This window comes from Veillonella dispar (assembly GCF_900637515.1).
GTDB lineage: Bacteria > Bacillota > Negativicutes > Veillonellales > Veillonellaceae > Veillonella > Veillonella dispar.
Map to the genome: position 1 here is coordinate 1998951 of NZ_LR134375.1, position 18908 is coordinate 2017858.

An 18908-nucleotide genomic window follows, 5' to 3' on the forward strand; every position below is an offset into this window, starting at 1 on the left:
TACAAAAGACCCCTCATGGAGGGGCCTTATCTGTATAATTCTATAAATCGATTGCATAGTAGAAAAACCATAGAATTTATAATGATAAATTCTAGTCTACTCTAGAGGAATCCTATTATATCAAATTGATATAGCTTAGAATACGTTTACTAAATCGATTGTTTGGTTACGGTTAGGACCTACGGATACGATACCCAAAGGTACACCTGTTACTTCTGCAATGCGTTCTACATATTTGCGAGCATTTTCAGGAAGTTCTTCGTATTTACGGATACCAGAGATATCAGTTTCCCAACCTGGCAATGTTTCGTACACTGCTTCGCATGCTTCAAGATCTTTCAAGTTAGCTGGGAAGCCTTCTACGTCTTTACCATTCAATTTGTAACCTACGCAGATTTTCAATTCTTTGAAGGAATCAAGGATATCCAAGCGTGTAATAGCGAGGTAATCTAAGCTGTTAAGACCTGCAGCATATTTTACAACCATAAGGTCTAACCAACCACAACGACGAGGACGACCAGTTACAGTACCGAACTCATGACCAAGTTCACGAAGGTTATCGCCAGTTTCATCAAGAAGCTCTGTAGGGAATGGGCCTGCACCAACGCGTGTTGCGTACGCTTTTACAACACCGAAGATATTTTTCAAGTAGTTTGGACCAATACCAGCGCCTGTGGAAGCACCACCAGCGATTGGATGAGAGGATGTTACGAATGGATATGTACCATGGTCAAGGTCAAGCATAGTAGCTTGAGCGCCTTCGAACAATACCTTTTTGTCCTCTTTAACTGCTTTAAGAACAGCGATGTTAGTATCTGTTACATATGGTTTCAATGCTTCAGCATATTTGATGTAATCCACTAAGATTTCATCATAGTTAACTGGTTCAGCATCATAAACTTTAGTAAGCATTTTATTTTTGAATTCTACATTGTATGCTAATTTTTGTTTGAATGTTTCAAGATCATACAAGTCGCAGATACGGATGCCGATACGGTTAATTTTATCAGCGTAGCAAGGACCGATCCCGTTTTTAGTAGTACCGATTTTAGCATCACCTTTAGATGCTTCCTCTGCATTATCTAAAGCGATATGATATGGCATGATAACATGCGCACGGTCAGAAATATGAAGGGATTTTGCAGATTTACCTTGTTTTTCGAGGCCTTCAATTTCTTGTAACAATACTTTAGGGTCGATTACAACACCAGTACCCACGATATTTTGTTTGTTATCGTACAAAATGCCGCTTGGTAAAAGTCGAAGAGCAAATGCTTTGTCATCTACCACAACAGTATGACCTGCATTATTACCACCTTGACTGCGCACTACAACGTCTGCACGTTCCGCGATCCAGTCAACGATTTTACCTTTACCCTCGTCACCCCATTGAGTGCCGATAACCATACTTGTTGCCATATCTATATCCTCCATGTGAAAGTCTAAATAATTCACTAACATTATACAACAATGTTCGGACTCTGTGAAAGTATTTATACAAATTCAATCTTTAGTTTCTTCCCAAAAGCGTGAGCTATTTTGGTTCTTTCAGCCAAAAGCTCATGAGTAAACCTATAGCACCAACAGGGATCAGTGTCATCAATGCGGTTTGTACGTCATAGATGTCGGCTATATGACCTACATATGGCGCTACAAGGCCACCTAAGGTAATGCCAAGGCCTAGTGTAATACCAGATGCAAAGCCTGCATTTTTAGCCAGGTATTTTTGACCTAGTACAGTAATCGGCCCGTATTGTGAGAATACACCAAAGGCCATTGGAATCATGGCGCCGAAAAAGCCCCAGATGTTAGGCACAAAGATAAACACTAAGACAGATGGCAAGAAGATAAGATTGCCTAAGCGAACTGTTTTAAGGAAGCCTAATTTATCTGACAACGCCCCGCCCATATAGGTAAGAACCGCGCCCATTGCAAAGTACATCGTTAAAGCTAAACTCGATGCACTGGCTTCTCCGTTGATAACTGTAATATACAGAATAGGGATAAAAATGGATAGTACAGAGAATAAAATAGATCGAGAAGCAATAACAAAGAATAACTTGCCGAAGCTAACCCAATCGTTAGTGCCACTATTAGTAGATTTAGCAGAGCTTTTACTTTCACCAATAGCATCGGTATCTGTAGAGCCAGTAAATGCATACACATACAGCAACACGCCAATCAATGCAATCGCCGTGAACAACCAAAGGAATTGACCGCCAAAGACGTATACACCACCAGCAAGGAGTGGACCTAGTGCAAAACCAGCGCTGCCACCAACCGCAAAGCGTCCCATGGCATTACCAAGTTCATTAGATTGCGTGCGGTTCACGAGAAGAGCCGCCTCAGGATGGAACAATGCGGCCCCAATCCCTGCAATGAGCGATAGAGCCAATATCATTTCATAGCTCGACGCCAGCGCAATGGCACTGATAGAGACTAACGTTACGGTAAACCCTACAGGAATGAACCACGGCACGCGCCACCGATCCGCCACATAGCCCAAGATAGGCTGCGCGATGGAAGCCACCACGGTGTTACAGAAAATAATGGACGCCGATTGATAGTAATTAAGGCCAAAATTAGCGATAAAGAACGGTATGAGCGCCGCTAGTGAACCTTGTCCAAAGTCATTAATACAATGAAAAATAGGCGGTCCGTACTTTCGTATAATACGTTTCATATAACCTCCTAATACAATAGCTAATTTCCCCTAAGATACAGAGATGCTTACTAGGAAATTTGCTCGTAATTGTTCGTAAAATAGTGGAAATAACAGGTTGCTTTCAAAATAAAAAGGTAGATATAGCCAACAGCCTAATGTATGTGCTATAGGCTTGTTGGTCTATACCTACCCTAGTCTTTCATATGTTATATGGGAAGTACCCTACAATTATAGGCCAAAGCGAGCCATGATTGTATCAACATGTTTTAACAATTTATGAGGATCGAAGCATGCATCGATTTCTTCAGCAGTCATATATTTCTTGATGTTTTCATCAGATTTAAGACCTGTTGCGAAATCTTTGCCTTCAAGCCAGCGTTCCATAGCGTATTTTTGAACCCAACGGTATGCTTCGTCACGTACTGCACCTTTGTCTACAAGGTGAGTCAAAATTGTTTGGCTGAATACAAGGCCGCCTGTAAGGTTGAGGTTTTTAAGCATTGTTTCAGGATATACCAACAATTTATCGATAGTGCGAATTGTAAGGTGAAGCATGTAGTTCAATGCAATTGTTGCATCTGGCAAGATAACACGTTCTACAGAACTGTGGGAAATATCGCGTTCATGCCACAAAGCTTGGTCTTCGTAAGCAGATTGAGCGTAGCCACGAAGCAAGCGAGCCATACCGCAAATTCTTTCACATGTAATAGGATTACGTTTATGAGGCATTGCTGAGGAACCCTTTTGTTTAGGGCTGAAGTATTCTTCTGCTTCGCGCACCTCTGTACGTTGCAAGTGACGGATTTCCAAAGCGATTTTATCTAATGTGCCACCTACAACAGCAATAGTGGACAACAATTCAGCGTGACGGTCACGTTGTACTACTTGCGTAGCGATTTTAACAGGCTCAAGACCTAATTTTTCGCATACATATTGTTCTACGAATGGATCGATGTTGGAATATGTACCAACGGCGCCGGATAATTTACCAACAGCAACGCTTTTACGAGCATGTTCCATGCGTTCGATGTCGCGTTCTACCTCAGCCATCCACAATGCTAATTTCAAGCCAAATGTAGTTGGTTCGCCGTGAATACCATGTGTACGGCCAATCATAGGTGTGTATTTGAACTCAGCTGCGCGACGACGCAATACTTCGTGCAAGCGTTTCAAATCTTCAATCAAGATGTCGCAAGCTTGTTTCATCATGTAACCAAGCGCTGTATCTTTAACGTCAGTAGATGTAAGGCCAAGGTGGATATATTTAGCCGCTTCAGGACCTACGTATTCGCCTACTGCTGTTACGAAGGAAATGATATCGTGGTTTGTTTCCTTTTCGATTTCATGAATGCGTTCAACGTCGAAATTGCCCTTTTCGCGAATGGCTTTAGCCGCTTCTTTAGGGATAACGCCCAACTCAGCTTGTGCCTCGGATGCCAATGTTTCTACCAATAACATTGTGTCGAACTCGTTGCGTTCGCTCCAAATATGGCCCATTTCTTCTCGTGTATAACGTGGTATCATGATGTCTCCTTTGCATGATAAAAGCTAGATTTCTTATACAATAATTGTACCATATGTGAAAGCTCCATTCAATGAATGGACCTAAATTTTCCGAATGATAATTATATTAAATTTACTAATCGTTCGTATTTATTGAAAGTGACAGCCATTCATTAAAGTCTTATGATACGTTTCGACTTATAATGACTTTACTTATAATGACCTTACTTATGATGTCTTTTCTAAGTAAACAATTAATAGAATTGAGTTATATTAACTCCGTCTCTATGTATTCGTGCTAATAAAATGATATACTAGAATTATCTGAAATATACATAAACTTGTATATCATTATGGGGAGGCTTTCATGGCAAATTTAAATCGCAAAGAGCGTCGTGCGCAGCGCAATGAATCGAATACTATAGGCATGCTATTGCGCCTATTCTTTGGACTCAGCTTTATCGGCTTGGCTGTAGTTCTATTTGGAGAGTTTGATCTCAATTATGTGTTCTCTATCTTTACAGCAGATATTATCGTATCCTTAATTTATGTAATACTCAACAAATCTCGCATTACTACATCCTTAGCGGTTAACACCAATGTACGCGTTATCATTGCGTTTCTCATCATGCTAGTGACAATGTTCTTCTACGCCTTCGCGTTATGGCGTGTCGATCAATTTAGTGCACCTATGCAAATCACATTATTTATCGGTGGTGCTATCGTATATCTTGCAGTGTTCAACTCTACCAAAACAATGCTTACAAACCAAGATTAATAAGATATACAAAAGTAAAAGAGGCATATCTTACATACATAGTATGTGATATGCCTCTTTATTGTCCCATAACGACAGGGATTGTTAAGGTTTGTATACGTCCAGAGTTGTTGACGATGCTACCACTGGTTTTAACAATGCGCAGTGCTTCTTCCATCACATCAGGCGGCACGCCGTCCACCACGATGCGCGGTGTGTTCTGAGCAACAATGACATGTCCATCTTCACCAAAGTTTACCTTCACCGTAACAGTTCCTGCCACGGAAGATCTCGCCCCTTGTTCTTGCACGCGACGAAGATATGCACTTGGATTGATAGCTGGTTGTCGTAATAGCTCTTGCTGACCTGGGGTCAACAAACTCCACGCAAGATCTGATAGGAATGACAAGTCAGCTGATTCCGTACGACCATCACCATTGGCATTAGGGTCAGATGTAACATCCTTACCCATAGGTGCCTCTTTCGGTTTTGATTGTTTATCATGAGTCACAACTGCTTGATCTACGCCAGCCGCTTCAGATTCGATGGCCTTAGGAATAGCCCATTCTCGTCGCTGCTCTTGTGTACTAGCATTTGTATCTAATGTTTTAGTTCGTTCACTTTCATCAGGCGTCACGGACTCCACCATAAGTTGTGACTGAGATTTAGACTTTGGTTCTGTACGTTCTGGCACAGCCTCTGCAGGTGCTACCTTCTCCTCCGGTTGTGGCGTTGGTTCGGTTACCTCTGCGCTACTTTCACCATCATCAGGCAAATCAAAGCTAATTTCAGCCGCATCATGAGCTGCCCCAGTGCCCGCCATGCCTCGCAAGGAAAGCCCCATCCCAGAGACGAGTATCGTCGTAATACCTAAGGACACGATGAACGGTTTCAAATAATGCGATTCAAACATAGAATCACTTCCGTTCCGTTGCGACACTAATATATTTAGCGCCATTAACCTTGAGCATATCTAACAGAGCGATAACCTCGCTGTAGTATACATCCTTAGATGCACGGATAACAAAGGCTTGTCGCGGTGCTTGTTTAACAATAGAGCGTACCTCTTCCGCCAAGCGTTCCGAAGAAATTTCCTGATTATCAATATATAACGTATGCGTTGTAGTTAAGGTAATCGTAATAGGCTCGATAGATTTTGCCGTAGAAGTGGATGCAGATGGCAAATTAAGCGGAATTTGCTGCTCTGTATTCATGTACAGCGTACCCACCATGAAAAATACCAATAAGAAGAATACGATATCGATCATAGGGATAATCATGATGGTCGGTTCTTTTTTAACCCCTAATGTGCGTCGTCTCATATATCATGTTCCTCGTTGTACGCATCGAGGATATTACCACACTCATGCTCTAATGTAGTAATAGAATCGTTGACCTTTGCCGCACAGTAACTGTGAAAGCCTAGTGCAATAATGGCCACCGTCAAGCCTGTCGCCGTTGCTACCAAGGCTTCGGATACACCGCCTGTAATAATGGTAGGAGCCCCAATATCGCCACCTACGACAGCAAAGGCGCGAATCATGCCAAGCACGGTACCCAACAAGCCCAATAGTGGAGCCATTGTTACAATCATGCTAAGCCAGCTAAGGCCGCGTTTTAATCGCTCATCAGCATAGGATACGATATCTTGCAAACGATTTTCCAAGCTATTGTAGTTCTTAGCACTGCGAATAGCACGAGCAAATAAGGATCCTAACTCCAAGGTGTCGCGTTCCAATATGCTCGGTAACATAACCCAGCTTTGGTTCTTTTCTAATACCTTATTAAAGCGACGCAAGTCCTTCGTAAACTTGCGATATAAAACGATACGCTCAATGCCAATCATCAACGCAAAGAGCAAAAAAATTACTAGCGGATACATTACAAATCCACCAGCCACAAATAAATGCGCTATGCTACTCATACTAACCTCCAAAAGCCGTTACCCTCTAGGCCCCATTAGAGTTAATTATATCACGTTTTAAGGCATCTAAAAATATGTATGGGACAAAAAAAGGCTATACTAATAGTGATATATCTATTAGTATAGCCTTTAATGTAAGCTTGATTTAGCTATAGTCCAGATTAAATTCAACCTAGAAGGCTTATAATCTCTTACATCCTATTAATCTTTTTTAAGGAATTTTACAAGTATGCCACCGATTGTTAAGGACACGCCAAAACCAGTAAAGAACATACCGAGGGAATACATCCATGCATAGGTTTGATTATTAGAAGAAATCGCTTTAGCTGCCTCTCGCGCATTAGTAGCGTTTCTTGCAATTTCCAAATTCGTTGTAGCTGGATCTGGATTTAATAATAGGATAACAATACCTATAATTAGAACAACTACACCAACGGGTAATAACATTTTCTTGCTCATTTAAATGTTCCTCTCCTAACATTACATAACATGGTATATACGATTAGATATTATTTATCAAGTTTATTCATATCCAAGCGATTTACACTGCCAATAAAGCTATTGTAGGATTCAATCATATCATTGTAATGATCAGCTGTTTGGTCACCTAAGAATGTACGAATTCTACCAATAGTTGTATTTAAATGATTTTTAGCAGAGTTATAGTCCGGACTAGTAATGCTGCTGGATACATCCATGATTCCTTGCAACTCTTGGTTCGCCGCATTTACATCGATTTGCTTGCCTTCTTCAAAGCTATCCAATAATGCAGTTAAACGTAAATGAACTTCTTGAGCAGCAGCTGCATTTTTCTTACCGGAATCTTTAAGTTCTTTCAACTGTTCTTGTTGATTTTCCGTATTATGTTTGTGAATTACTGCGTCTAACTGATTATATGCTGCATAGAATTGATCATATAGTTGAACGTATTTAGGTCCTAATTGTTGTTCCTTAGCATAATTATCTGCTTGATATGAATTAGTTTGGTAGTACGTATCCAATTCATTTGCTACTGGTACAATGTCCTTTAATACGGCTAATACGTTATCAAGAGGTTCCTTCATATCATCATATGGTATGCCCGCATCTTTAGCGGCTTGTAATTTTTGTTGTAAGCTATCAAACTTTGGTGCCATAAAGCTTGATAAATGTTGACCCTCTCTTAGTTTTTGAATGGAAGGATTAATAGCATATCCAAAGCGTACGGTACCACTGTTAAAATTACCAACTGCTTCAATATACTGATTAAAGACTTGAATGTCTTTTTGCGATGCCTTTTGAGCGCCTTGCTGCACCCCATTGGCAATCTTAGAAAAACTACAACCACTCAAAAATAATGGAGCTGTTAGAGTAGATGCACACAATACGGCTGTTAACATTTTCTTTACTAGTGGTTTCATAATGAACCTCTCTTTTTAATCACACACACAAGTAACAGTTTATGATTAAATTATATATCATATATGTTATTTATGAAAGTATCAACCGTATTTTTTATGAAATTTGTTTCATGAATATGCTTTCACAAGCACATAAAAAGGCATAGTATACATCTCCATTGGGGTAAACCCAATAGTAATGTTTATACTATGCCTTTTCTGGATACATCTTATATGTCTAAATCAGTATGATAGCTAATCGGAGTGTCTTAATAGATAAGTTATGCCAGCTTATCAAATAGGTATGTAGCTATCTACTTATTTAATGGACTTATCGAAAACACCAATTAATTCTTCAACGGCTTGAGATTCGCTCATTTCACCGTCTAAAACGGCTGCTTCCACTTCGCCCATACGACCTTGAATGACGACATTATTAAAGAATAGGTTGTGCAAGTGTTCGTCAATCATATCACGTACCCAACGGAGAGATTGTTCTTGACGGCGTTTTAAGAATACCCCATTGTCTTTACCTTGTTCAGCAAACTCTTGGATCACATCCCACAATTCATCGAGACCATCCTTCGTCACTGCAGAACAAGTGTAGGCTTGGGTTTTCCATTTTTCCGTAGCTGGACGGATGTAATGTAGCATCCGATCATAATCGCTACGAGCGATGAGAGCACGCTTGAGGTTGTCCCCATCAGCCTTATTGACCACAATCGCATCAGCCAGTTCCATAACGCCTTTTTTGATGCCTTGCAATTCATCGCCTGCACCAGTTAAGACGATGAGCATAAAGAAGTCTACCATGGAGCGCACAGTGACTTCGCTTTGCCCAACCCCTACGGTTTCGACGAGAATAATATCGTACCCAGCAGCTTCGCAAAGTAGCATCGTTTCTCTACTTTTACGAGCCACACCGCCTAGTGTACCGCCAGCCGGCGACGGACGAATATAGGCTTCAGGATGTTTCGTCAACGTTTCCATCCGCGTTTTATCGCCCAAAATACTGCCTTTTGTGACTTGGCTTGTAGGGTCTACAGCGAGTACGGCCACCTTGTAACCAGCTTCAATGAGCATGTTACCAAAAGCTTCAATAAATGTACTTTTACCGGCCCCAGGCACACCAGTAATACCGATGCGCAACGCCTTGCCCGTACGAGGCAATACGGCTTGCAATACTTGTTGAGCTAGTTTGAAATGGTCCTTATTATTACTTTCTACTAATGTGATAGCCCGTGAAAGTATAACGCGGTCCCCCTGCTCGATACCGCGTACATAATCAGCGACAGTTAACTTCTTTCGCCGCTGTACGGGACGTACCGACGGAGCCAGATGCGCGGAGCTAGATAAGAGGCCATCGTGCATTTCCTTGACGCCTTTCATCACGTGAGACGCAAAGGTATCATCTTTCTTCGCATTTTCTGGCACCCAGTCCGGACGATACGTACTACCCTCGGCGTTTGCGTTTTTTACACCTAATTCGGGAGCGTTACTGCCACCAGCAACGCTTTGTGCATTGCGCAATTCATCCGGAGTAGGCCGTTTATTATCAGTCATTGTCTTCGTCTTGAACGTGGCTAGTCAATGTTTCTAGTAATTTTTTCGCCGCTACTGGCAAAACTGTACCAGGGCCAAAGATAGCCACTGCGCCATGTTCGCGTAGGAACTCATAGTCCTGAGCAGGGATTACGCCACCGATGGCAACCAAAATATCTCCACGACCACGTTTATTAAGTTCTTCCACAAGTTGAGGTAACAATGTTTTGTGACCTGCTGCAAGAGAACTGAAGCCGACGATGTGAACGTCATTATCCACAGCGTCTTGTGCTGTTTCTTCTGGAGTTTGGAACAAAGGTCCGATATCTACGTCAAAGCCCATATCTGCGAAGGATGTAGCAATAACTTTAGCACCGCGGTCATGACCGTCTTGACCCATCTTCGCAATCATGATACGAGGGCGACGACCTTCGAGTTCTTCGAAATCATCTGCCATTTGACGTACTTCTTTGATTACATCGTCATCTTCATATTCACTGGAATATACGCCAGAAATAGAGCGGATAACTGCTTTATGACGACCACAAACTTTTTCAACAGCAAAGGAAATTTCGCCCAAAGATGCACGAGCACGAGCAGCTTCAAGTGCAAGGGCAAGCAAGTTGCCTTCCCCAGATTCTGTAGCATTGGTAATCGCTTCGAGACAGGATTGAACCTTATCTTCATCGCGGTTAGCGCGCAATTGTTCAAGACGACGAATTTGCGCTTCTCGTACAGCTGTGTTATCTACGTCGAGGATATCCAATGGATCTTCTTTGTCTAGACGATACTTATTAATACCGATGATAGCTTCACGGCCAGAGTCGATACGAGCTTGACGACGAGCTGCCGCTTCTTCGATACGCATCTTAGGAAGACCAGTGTCAATTGCTTTCGCCATACCACCAAGGGATTCGATTTCTTGGATATGACCCCAAGCGCGACGAATCAATTCATCAGTTAATGCTTCTACATAGTAGGAGCCGCCCCATGGGTCGATAACCTTACATACTTTAGTTTCATCTTGGATATAAAGCTGAGTATTACGGGCAATACGGGCAGAGAAGTCCGTAGGCAATGCGATAGCTTCATCAAGTGCATTAGTATGTAGGGATTGAGTATGACCCAATGCAGCACCCATCGCTTCCATACATGTACGAGCCACGTTGTTGAATGGATCTTGTTCTGTTAAGGACCAACCAGATGTTTGACTATGTGTACGAAGAGCCATGGATTTTGGATTTTCAGAACCGAAGCTCTTAATAATCTTAGCCCACAACATACGAGCTGCACGCATTTTCGCTACTTCCATGAAGTAGTTTTTACCGATTGCCCAGAAGAAGGACAACCGTGGGGCGAATTTATCTACGTGAAGGCCTGCATTTACACCGGTACGGATGTATTCAAGGCCATCGGCCAAGGTGTAACCTAATTCGATATCTGCCGTAGCACCTGCTTCTTGCATATGGTAGCCAGAAATGGAGATACTGTTGAATTTAGGCATGTACTGAGAAGTGTACGCAAAGATATCACCGATAATGCGCATGGACGTAGCTGGAGGGTAAATATAGGTATTACGCACCATGAATTCTTTCAAGATATCATTTTGGATTGTACCAGCCATAACCTTTTTATCAACGCCTTGTTCTTCACCAGCTAGGATATAGAACGCCATGACAGGCAATACGGCGCCGTTCATTGTCATGGATACGGACATTTGGTCGAGAGGAATACCGGAGAACAGAATTTCCATATCGAGGATGGAGTCTACCGCAACACCGGCTTTACCAACGTCACCTACTACGCGCGGATGGTCGGAGTCATAGCCACGGTGTGTAGCAAGGTCAAAGGCAATGGACAAACCTTTTTGGCCCGCTGCCAAGTTACGACGGTAGAACGCATTAGATTCTTCTGCTGTGGAGAAACCAGCGTACTGACGTACTGTCCAAGGACGAGTTACGTACATTGTGGAATAAGGTCCACGCAAGAATGGAGGTACACCAGCCATGTAGTCAAGGTGTGTCATTCCTTCATAATCCATCTCTGTGTAGAGAGGTTTTAGTTGGATTTGCTCCATTGTCGTATTATATAAATCTTCAAAGCTTTTTCCTGTTTCTTTTTGAAGTTCAGCAAGCCATGCATCGCGAGATGTTGCGGACTGCGTACCCAAGCCAAGAGAGGAGAAGTCTGGATTTTTAAACATGAGCTCACATCCCTTTCTTATCTTGTAACGTATGTAAGATTTCGTAGCAATTTGCACGAACGGAAATGAAGTCGTCTACGCCAGCTTCACGGTATACAGGCTCAAGGTCCTTAGGAGGCGCCCCTGCCAAAATAACTGTTACATTCGGCATAGTTTCTTTCAACTCTTTAGCGAGTGGTGGTACTAATTCTGGATATGTATCATCTGTGGAACAGATAACGACAACATCGGCACCACTTTCACGAGCAGCCTTCGCCGCATCAGCCGTTGTTTCATGTCCATCATTTTTAATAACTTCAAAAGCACCTACTTCGAAGAAGCCTGTGGAGAAGTCCGCACGAGGTTTATGTTGAGGGATTGGGCCCATATTAGCCAAGAATACCTTCACATTGTCTTTCGTACGTTGTTTATACGCTTCCGTGCGCATGCGAAGGGCTTCGAATTGTTCAGTCCAGCGATGTGCTGTAATTGGTTCGATTGTTTCAGAAGCAATATCACCGGCATCTAAAGCCTTACGGATTTGACGGATTGTCAATTTTTGTAATGCACCAAGCTCAATAAGTCCAATCAACGCACCTGGTTCTGTTGTACTTGCTTCTAGAGTAGCCTGTGCTTTCACAACCGCATCAGCCTCTGCACCTGCCAAGTACTCATCAATTTGAGCAGCACGTTTTTGACGCAATGTTTCTTGATTTTCTGGTTTTGGATCAAGCAATTCTTCCGTCATGTTCGCATACATGTTGTTACCAACTGCAACGTCCTTACGGAATGCAAGGTTCTTGAAGCGTTCTTCGAGGATTGCTTTCACTTGAGCTTGAGGATAGCCTTCTTTCAAGGCTGCAATAATGCCTCCTTTAGACTCGATGGTTTGGAACTCAGCCCAAATTTTTTCACATAGTTCAGCAGCCAATGTTTCCACGTACCAAGAACCGCCTACAGGATCCACAGGTTGACGCAACTCGAATTCAGTTTGCAACATAACTTGGATGTTACGGGCAATACGGCGAGAGAAATCATCCGCTTTGCGAATTGGTTGGTCAAATGGAGATACTTCAAGGCTGTTCAAACCGCCTACAACGCCAGAGAATGCTTGTGTCGTATTACGCAACAAGTTTACATATGGGTCGTATACAGTTTTTGTGAAAGCAGATGTTCTGCCGTGTACATGAACGGCGCGGTCCGCTTCTTCAGCACCGAAAGCTTCCATAATACGAGCCCAAAGTACGCGTAAGGCACGTAATTTAGCAATTTCCATAAAGAAGTTAGCACCTAAGGAGAATGTGAACATCAAGCTCTTCGCGATGGTGTGAATGTCGATGTTACGTTGTGCTAATTGACGCACGTAGCACACAGCCGTTGCCAATGCATAGGCAACCTCTTGCACATCGTTAGCGCCGCCATTAGCGTATACATCGCCGGATACAAGCACTGTTTTAAGCTCTGGTGCCTGTTCTTTAGCCCATACAACAGTATGTGCCATTTCATCAAAGGCTGTATCTAAGGAAATGTGCAAAGCACCGTCTTTCGCCATAACGCCGATAGGGTCAGCACCAACGAGACCTTTCAAGTCAGACGTTTGTTTTTTAGCGCCTTTCACTGTAGCCGCTAACATGCCAAGCAAGATGGCTGCAGAAGCACCAGTTTCAATGTACAAAGGGTTTTCCTTCAAATTGAAGCGGTCGATTAATTGTTTGCAGTCATCCATGGTGGATACAGATGTACCACCAACGCCAACAGATGCGCCTACTTGCACGTCTTGATCATGACGTGTTGCTTCATCGAGGCGGATATTGTGAATAGTGCCACCTTTTACAATCTCGTATAAACTTGCATGATTAGCATCTTTAGGCAAAGAGTCATCTACATATTGGGATACACCCCAAGAGTCTTTAATATAACCACTTGCCTTAGTGCCACGTAAGAACTCACCTGCCCCAGGGTATACGCCCTTTGGAATTGCTTCTGCATGCAATGCAGGTGTGTAAATCGGCTGCAACGTAATACCTTCATAGGTTTTCGTGAACATCTTCTTGTGGAAGTCGCCACCCTTTAACGCCTTTTCAACCTCTGCCTGCCATTGTTCATACGTAGGTTTCTCAAATTCATCAAAGGATACAGGAGCTAATAGATCGCGTTCAGCATCCTTTGAAGTCTTTTTGTCAGACATATATGTGCCTCCTTTTCAACTCGAAACCATACCGAGAAACAGCGCACCGTACCTACAATTGTTATGCTTATACACCACCAAAGCTTTCCTATCTATGGATCACATCAACCTCAAATCTGTGTCCATCAGTTTACTAACAATAAAGCCTGATGTATATGCTCAACAGTCACTTTCAAGGGCAACAAAAAACGTGCCACCCAAAAGTGACACGTAAGGTTCCTTGTTGAAAAGTATGCCAAAAAAACACTGAAACCAGCATACCTCAATCCCCTTCCTATCGCTCGTAGGTACATAACGGTGATTATCAAATAGGCAGTTCTCCTGGCTCGGGCTCATCGCCTTACTTTCGCCTTCCCAGATTGCTCCAGTGACATTTTTGAAAGCAGGCTCGTCCTTACAGTGGCGGGACCGCATCGGCTTGTACCGATTTCTCTATTAAGTCTTGCGACACCTATTCTCTATATTCGTTGTTCTAAGTCCAATATAGTGTAAGATTATGCACAAAGTCAATGAACATAACAGTTAATCATAAGTATCAAATTTTAGGTTATAACTAATGCATATTTAAAATGATAAAAACTCATCACTTTCAAATATACGTATTCATCGCTATCAAATATACGTATTCATTGTCTGCAAATCGAGTTATAAATCGAGTACAAATCATCATAAAATCTAAGCCTACGCACAAATGCAAACACAATGCGTGATATAATGTATACAATCACAAGGAGGCATTATGGAGCATACAAGTAAAAAAGGTCTAATAACAGCCCTTAGTTGCTATATCATCTGGGGCTTACTCCCTCTCTATTGGGCATTATTAAACCATGTTTCACCATATAATATACTGGCACAGCGCATTATCTGGTCAGGCATTTGCATGGCCATCGTCGTATTTGGCCTACATTTTAAACAGTTCAAAAAGGACTTTCAATTACTAAAAGAACAGCGTTCACAACTATTACTACTGTTGATGGCATCAGTCATCATCAGCGTAAATTGGTTTACCTACATTTGGGCCATCGCCAACAACCAAGTTATGGACACGAGCCTTGGCTATTACATCAACCCACTCTTCAATGTGGTGTTAGGTGTCATCCTATTTAAAGAGGTTCTATCTGTACCAAAAAAGCTAAGTGTTCTCATCGCTACCATCGGCATCGCCTTGCTCACCTATCAAGTGGGATCCTTGCCGTTAGTGTCGATGATCCTCGCCGTTTCCTTTGGCCTCTATGGGGTCGTCAAAAAGAAACTACTCATCTCTCCCTTTACGAGCATCGCCTTTGAGGCTTGGCTATTAACACCGCTAGCCTTACTCTATACGACCATGATCGATAATACAGTATGGTCCTATTTCAGCACAGACTGGTATACGTCCATGCTACTCATAGCCTGCGGTCTAACAACATCGGTTCCATTGGTGCTATTCTCCTATGGCGCTCAACTATTGCCGCTCAACCTACTAGGCTTCCTACAATATGTCTCCCCTACCATTGCCTTGTTGCTAGCTATTTTCTACTTTGGTGAAAGCTTTGGCACACCACAAATGATCGCCTTTGGTTGTATCTGGATAGCCTTAGTGTTGTTCTCATTATCAAATCAAATTACAACCATTAGAAAAATGTAGTTAAGTACAAGAGAGCGTATGCCATCTGCATGCAATCTCATAAACCATTTTAGAAACTATATCTAACCTATAAACTCATAAAAGCTGTATCAAATGATATCCTCATTCGATACAGCTTTTTTATATAATACTTACATTAACTTATGCTTATATAATACTTACACTAAGTTACGCTTATATGATGCTCATACTTATATTAACTCATATATAACGTATCCGTCTTAATCCGTATTAACTCTATTGATCCAATTCATTCATATTGGTTGTATTCATATTGGAAATGTAACGGTTATAGGCCTCAACCATATGTTTATAATCGTTATCTTGTTTGGATCCCATATAAGTACGAATGGCACCAATCGTAGAGTTTACAGAAGTCTTAACAGTGTCATACTGAGGGCTAGCAATACCATTCGCTAAATCACCAATAGCTTGTAGCTCTTGATTGATAGCATTTACATCTGGTTCTTTTTCACTATCTAGCTTTTCTAGGACTGCAGTAAGTCGCAAAGAAACCTCTTGTGCAGCGGCTGCATTTTTCTTACCTGCATCACGCAATTGTTGTAATCGTTGTTGCAATCGGTCCGTGTTAATCTTATGCATTAAATTATCAAAGTCAGCATAAATAGGAATAAATTGTTCATACAACTGAACATATTTAGGTCCTAATTGTTGCTCCTTAGCATAGTTATCTGTAGTATACCCTTTAGATTTATAGTATGCGTCAAGTTCTTCCGCAACCGGTGTAATTTCGTTCAATTTTGAAAGTAGCTTATCTAAAGGCTCCTTCATTTCATCATACGGAATACCTGCTTGCTTAGCCTCTTCTAATTCTTTTTGTAGCTGTTTAAAGTTCGGTGCATTAAATACAGTTAAATGCTGCCCCGCTTTTAACTCATTAAGAGTTGGCCTATTCGCATAATCAAACATTACCGCCATGCGGTTAAATCGGCTTATGGCTTTCACATATTGATTAAATAACTGTACCTGATCCTGCTCAGACCGCTGTGCAATTTCCTTGCGACTCTGTTCAGTGCCCTGCCATAGCTCCGACATACTACAACCGCTCAACAATAAGGGGGATGTCAATGTGGCCGCACACAACACAGCCATTGCAATCCGTTTACCCAATGGTTTCATGATGAATTCTCTCCTTTCATCAATATACAACCCGATTTATATACCTTAATTATATACCAATATGATTTATATAAATAGAATTAATGCATATAAATCATATATCTATTTTGTCAAGTGACTAATAGAGTCAGGGGTGACCAATGGTCACCCCTGTTTTCCTTTATATACGGTTAGACTAGAAATATAAGAAATATAACTCCTGTCAATTGTTTTATACGTGTACACGTGTTACTATAAAAGGAGAGCATATGAAAGATAAAGATCTACTAAAACTGCTACTCAAAAACGGCTGGAAGGATGTACGGCAACGCGGCAGTCATCATCGTTTGAAAAAGGATAATCAAGTTGAAGTAATTGCCGTACACGGAAAAGATGTACCTGTCGGCTTATTAAATGCAATTTTAAAACGTACAGGACTAAAATGAGGAGGATCTATGAAATTTATATACCCTGCTATAATCCATGATGATGCTGATGGTTTCTGGGCTGAGTTTCCAGACTTAGAATATACTAGCAGTACTGGCTCAACGCTAACAGAGCTCGTAACTAATGCCCAAGAGGCTATGGAATTGTATATTCTAGGAGCTTTAGAAGATGGAGAAAGCTTACCTACACCTACATCTATTCGCAACTTACCTTGTACGGATACAACGTATCCTACATTAGTACAAACAGATATTGATTTAGCTAAAAATAGTAAATCCGTAAAGAAAACCTTAACAATTCCTGCCTGGCTAAATGATCGAGCATTAGCTAAAGGAATTAATTTTTCTCAGCTTTTACAAGAAGCATTAGTAGAGAAAACAATGTGAATGTAAATTTACATCATCAATTGCTCAGCAAAATTAGGACTATTGTCCACGCAATAACTGCAAAGGTGAGTATTATGATACAAAGCATCCACAGAATTATTACGAAATAGAGCAATAATTTTAGTACATATAGCACATCAAACCATATGCTATGGCGATCTTCTAATCGCGCCATAAATTCGGAGAGATGGCGCACCAAAAATGGAACCTTCACATTAGGATTTAGCTTCTTCCAGTACAGCATAATATACGGTATTACAAAACATCCTACAAAAACTAAGTATGTAAGGAATAGAGGTGTTTCTATATTATGTTGGGACATAAACCCTGACCAGTCTACGACCATTAGACCACCAAGGTATAGAAAAACAAACCAATATATAAATCCTATCGCCTTTATAATAAGGCGAATCATCTGTTTCACATCCATGCCTATAATCCTACTAATGTTTTAAATCGCGCATTATTGTGAAAGCGTTCAAAATGGTCTTGTTCAGCGGCCACAGCTTTCACAGATGGATCAATGTTAATTGCTTTTTCAAGCCAATCAAGGGCCTTCGTATCATTCCCTTGGTCTGCATAAATGGTAGCAATACCGTACACAGACCAGGTGTTACTAGGGTCCTTTTCTAATACCTTTTCAAACCATTGTTTAGAATCGTTCAACTGGCCTTGTAACTTGTATACCATAGCCATATTGTAGTAATTCGCTACATTATTAGAATCTAAATCATAAGCCTTTTTAGTATCTGCTAATCCTTTAGCTGTGTCCCCATTTAACGCCATAGCAAAGCCACGGATGGAATAAGCCTCAGCATTATTAGGATTATCCTTAATAGAAGCTGTTGCCTCCTCGATGGTTTTCGCATAATCGCCAGAGGATAGAGCCTGCTTAGCTGCCATTACGTGAGCATCTTGACCTTGATCTTTTTTAGCTTGTTCGTTAGCTGTTGTTGTAGGTTTAGTGTCTTGCGGGGTCTTAGTCTCTGTGCCACAACCTAATAGGCTAAGCAAACAAATACATAATAGAATATATTTCATACAATACCTCTATATTATCTATATAATACAACCACATTATGTCGTATATATTCATTATTTAATATGATTACAATATGTAGTAGTAACTTATAATTTATTTAATACCATTACAATTATACCAAAACTATATACAAAAAAGGACGAG

Annotated in this window: 17 protein-coding genes and 1 riboswitch; of the genes, 4 read left to right on the top strand and 13 right to left on the bottom strand. The window is 41.4% G+C overall.

The features are described from left to right. Positions 1–135: 135 nt before the first annotated feature. The 3 genes from EL171_RS09390 to purB form a co-directional block, all read right to left on the bottom strand. A complete protein-coding gene (locus EL171_RS09390; RefSeq protein ID WP_039968849.1) occupies positions 136–1419 on the bottom strand; it encodes an adenylosuccinate synthase in 1284 nt (427 codons plus the stop codon). Between the two features lie 115 nt (positions 1420–1534). Then, positions 1535–2683, bottom strand: a complete 1149-nt coding sequence (locus EL171_RS09395; protein WP_005385010.1) for an MFS transporter — start codon at positions 2681–2683, stop codon at positions 1535–1537. A 210-nt stretch (positions 2684–2893) separates the two neighbouring features. Next, complete coding sequence (gene purB, locus EL171_RS09400) at positions 2894–4189, bottom strand: adenylosuccinate lyase (RefSeq protein WP_005385009.1); 1296 nt, start codon at positions 4187–4189, stop codon at positions 2894–2896. Between the two features lie 346 nt (positions 4190–4535). Between purB and EL171_RS09405 the strand changes: the two genes are divergently transcribed. Further along, complete coding sequence (locus EL171_RS09405) at positions 4536–4946, top strand: hypothetical protein (protein WP_005385004.1); 411 nt, start codon at positions 4536–4538, stop codon at positions 4944–4946. Between the two features lie 58 nt (positions 4947–5004). On the opposite strand, the gene EL171_RS09410 is transcribed toward EL171_RS09405, so the two are convergent. From EL171_RS09410 to EL171_RS09445, 8 genes are all read right to left on the bottom strand, one after another. After that, on the bottom strand, positions 5005–5838 hold the full coding sequence (locus EL171_RS09410) for a hypothetical protein (protein ID WP_005385003.1): 834 nt from the start codon (positions 5836–5838) through the stop codon (positions 5005–5007). A 4-nt stretch (positions 5839–5842) separates the two neighbouring features. Continuing rightward, positions 5843–6247 carry an ExbD/TolR family protein gene (locus EL171_RS09415; protein WP_005385002.1) on the bottom strand — a complete coding sequence of 135 codons (405 nt, stop codon included), beginning with the start codon at positions 6245–6247 and terminating at the stop codon, positions 5843–5845. Further along, positions 6244–6849 carry a MotA/TolQ/ExbB proton channel family protein gene (locus tag EL171_RS09420; RefSeq protein ID WP_005385001.1) on the bottom strand — a complete coding sequence of 202 codons (606 nt, stop codon included), beginning with the start codon at positions 6847–6849 and terminating at the stop codon, positions 6244–6246. The genes EL171_RS09415 and EL171_RS09420 overlap by 4 nt, the downstream gene beginning before the upstream one ends. A 201-nt stretch (positions 6850–7050) precedes the next feature. Continuing rightward, positions 7051–7308 (bottom strand): hypothetical protein, encoded by a 258-nt coding sequence (locus tag EL171_RS09425; RefSeq protein WP_005384999.1) that lies wholly within the window; start codon positions 7306–7308, stop codon positions 7051–7053. 50 nt (positions 7309–7358) lie between these two features. Next, positions 7359–8249 carry a DUF3829 domain-containing protein gene (locus tag EL171_RS09430; protein ID WP_005384998.1) on the bottom strand — a complete coding sequence of 297 codons (891 nt, stop codon included), beginning with the start codon at positions 8247–8249 and terminating at the stop codon, positions 7359–7361. A gap of 297 nt (positions 8250–8546) precedes the next feature. Next, positions 8547–9791, bottom strand: coding sequence for a methylmalonyl Co-A mutase-associated GTPase MeaB (gene meaB / locus EL171_RS09435; protein WP_005384994.1), 1245 nt, complete (start codon positions 9789–9791; stop codon positions 8547–8549). Then, complete coding sequence (gene scpA / locus EL171_RS09440) at positions 9784–11973, bottom strand: methylmalonyl-CoA mutase (RefSeq protein ID WP_005384992.1); 2190 nt, start codon at positions 11971–11973, stop codon at positions 9784–9786. The genes meaB and scpA overlap by 8 nt, the downstream gene beginning before the upstream one ends. Before the next feature lie 4 nt (positions 11974–11977). After that, complete coding sequence (locus EL171_RS09445; RefSeq protein WP_005384991.1) at positions 11978–14140, bottom strand: methylmalonyl-CoA mutase family protein; 2163 nt, start codon at positions 14138–14140, stop codon at positions 11978–11980. Positions 14141–14434: 294 nt separating this feature from the next. Further along, positions 14435–14610: riboswitch (cobalamin riboswitch) on the bottom strand. A 269-nt stretch (positions 14611–14879) separates the two neighbouring features. Here EL171_RS09445 and rarD point away from each other — a divergent pair. Then, positions 14880–15770: an EamA family transporter RarD gene (gene rarD, locus EL171_RS09450; RefSeq protein WP_005384989.1), complete on the top strand. Its 891-nt coding sequence runs from the start codon at positions 14880–14882 to the stop codon at positions 15768–15770. Positions 15771–16007: 237 nt separating this feature from the next. Here rarD and EL171_RS09455 read toward each other — a convergent pair whose 3' ends face one another. Continuing rightward, positions 16008–16910, bottom strand: coding sequence for a DUF3829 domain-containing protein (locus EL171_RS09455; protein WP_005384987.1), 903 nt, complete (start codon positions 16908–16910; stop codon positions 16008–16010). Between the two features lie 248 nt (positions 16911–17158). On the opposite strand from EL171_RS09455, the gene EL171_RS09460 reads away from it, so the two are divergent. Together EL171_RS09460 and EL171_RS09465 are read left to right on the top strand one after the other, a co-directional pair. Then, positions 17159–17335 (top strand): type II toxin-antitoxin system HicA family toxin, encoded by a 177-nt coding sequence (locus EL171_RS09460; protein ID WP_005384986.1) that lies wholly within the window; start codon positions 17159–17161, stop codon positions 17333–17335. Between the two features lie 9 nt (positions 17336–17344). Next, positions 17345–17722: a type II toxin-antitoxin system HicB family antitoxin gene (locus tag EL171_RS09465; protein WP_005384984.1), complete on the top strand. Its 378-nt coding sequence runs from the start codon at positions 17345–17347 to the stop codon at positions 17720–17722. 432 nt (positions 17723–18154) lie between these two features. On the opposite strand, the gene EL171_RS09475 is transcribed toward EL171_RS09465, so the two are convergent. Beyond that, positions 18155–18763 carry a tetratricopeptide repeat protein gene (locus EL171_RS09475; protein WP_005384980.1) on the bottom strand — a complete coding sequence of 203 codons (609 nt, stop codon included), beginning with the start codon at positions 18761–18763 and terminating at the stop codon, positions 18155–18157. Positions 18764–18908 lie beyond the last annotated feature (145 nt).

What these genes read in the sequence shown, in the direction of transcription:
- EL171_RS09390 (WP_039968849.1), bottom strand. Translation starts at nt 1,419, where the DNA reads ATGGCAACAAGTATGGTTATCGGCACTCAATGGGGTGACGAGGGTAAA.
- EL171_RS09395 (WP_005385010.1), bottom strand. Translation starts at nt 2,683, where the DNA reads ATGAAACGTATTATACGAAAGTACGGACCGCCTATTTTTCATTGTATT.
- purB (WP_005385009.1), bottom strand. Translation starts at nt 4,189, where the DNA reads ATGATACCACGTTATACACGAGAAGAAATGGGCCATATTTGGAGCGAA.
- EL171_RS09405 (WP_005385004.1), top strand. Translation starts at nt 4,536, where the DNA reads ATGGCAAATTTAAATCGCAAAGAGCGTCGTGCGCAGCGCAATGAATCG.
- EL171_RS09410 (WP_005385003.1), bottom strand. Translation starts at nt 5,838, where the DNA reads ATGTTTGAATCGCATTATTTGAAACCGTTCATCGTGTCCTTAGGTATT.
- EL171_RS09415 (WP_005385002.1), bottom strand. Translation starts at nt 6,247, where the DNA reads ATGAGACGACGCACATTAGGGGTTAAAAAAGAACCGACCATCATGATT.
- EL171_RS09420 (WP_005385001.1), bottom strand. Translation starts at nt 6,849, where the DNA reads ATGAGTAGCATAGCGCATTTATTTGTGGCTGGTGGATTTGTAATGTAT.
- EL171_RS09425 (WP_005384999.1), bottom strand. Translation starts at nt 7,308, where the DNA reads ATGAGCAAGAAAATGTTATTACCCGTTGGTGTAGTTGTTCTAATTATA.
- EL171_RS09430 (WP_005384998.1), bottom strand. Translation starts at nt 8,249, where the DNA reads ATGAAACCACTAGTAAAGAAAATGTTAACAGCCGTATTGTGTGCATCT.
- meaB (WP_005384994.1), bottom strand. Translation starts at nt 9,791, where the DNA reads ATGACTGATAATAAACGGCCTACTCCGGATGAATTGCGCAATGCACAA.
- scpA (WP_005384992.1), bottom strand. Translation starts at nt 11,973, where the DNA reads ATGTTTAAAAATCCAGACTTCTCCTCTCTTGGCTTGGGTACGCAGTCC.
- EL171_RS09445 (WP_005384991.1), bottom strand. Translation starts at nt 14,140, where the DNA reads ATGTCTGACAAAAAGACTTCAAAGGATGCTGAACGCGATCTATTAGCT.
- rarD (WP_005384989.1), top strand. Translation starts at nt 14,880, where the DNA reads ATGGAGCATACAAGTAAAAAAGGTCTAATAACAGCCCTTAGTTGCTAT.
- EL171_RS09455 (WP_005384987.1), bottom strand. Translation starts at nt 16,910, where the DNA reads ATGAAACCATTGGGTAAACGGATTGCAATGGCTGTGTTGTGTGCGGCC.
- EL171_RS09460 (WP_005384986.1), top strand. Translation starts at nt 17,159, where the DNA reads ATGAAAGATAAAGATCTACTAAAACTGCTACTCAAAAACGGCTGGAAG.
- EL171_RS09465 (WP_005384984.1), top strand. Translation starts at nt 17,345, where the DNA reads ATGAAATTTATATACCCTGCTATAATCCATGATGATGCTGATGGTTTC.
- EL171_RS09475 (WP_005384980.1), bottom strand. Translation starts at nt 18,763, where the DNA reads ATGAAATATATTCTATTATGTATTTGTTTGCTTAGCCTATTAGGTTGT.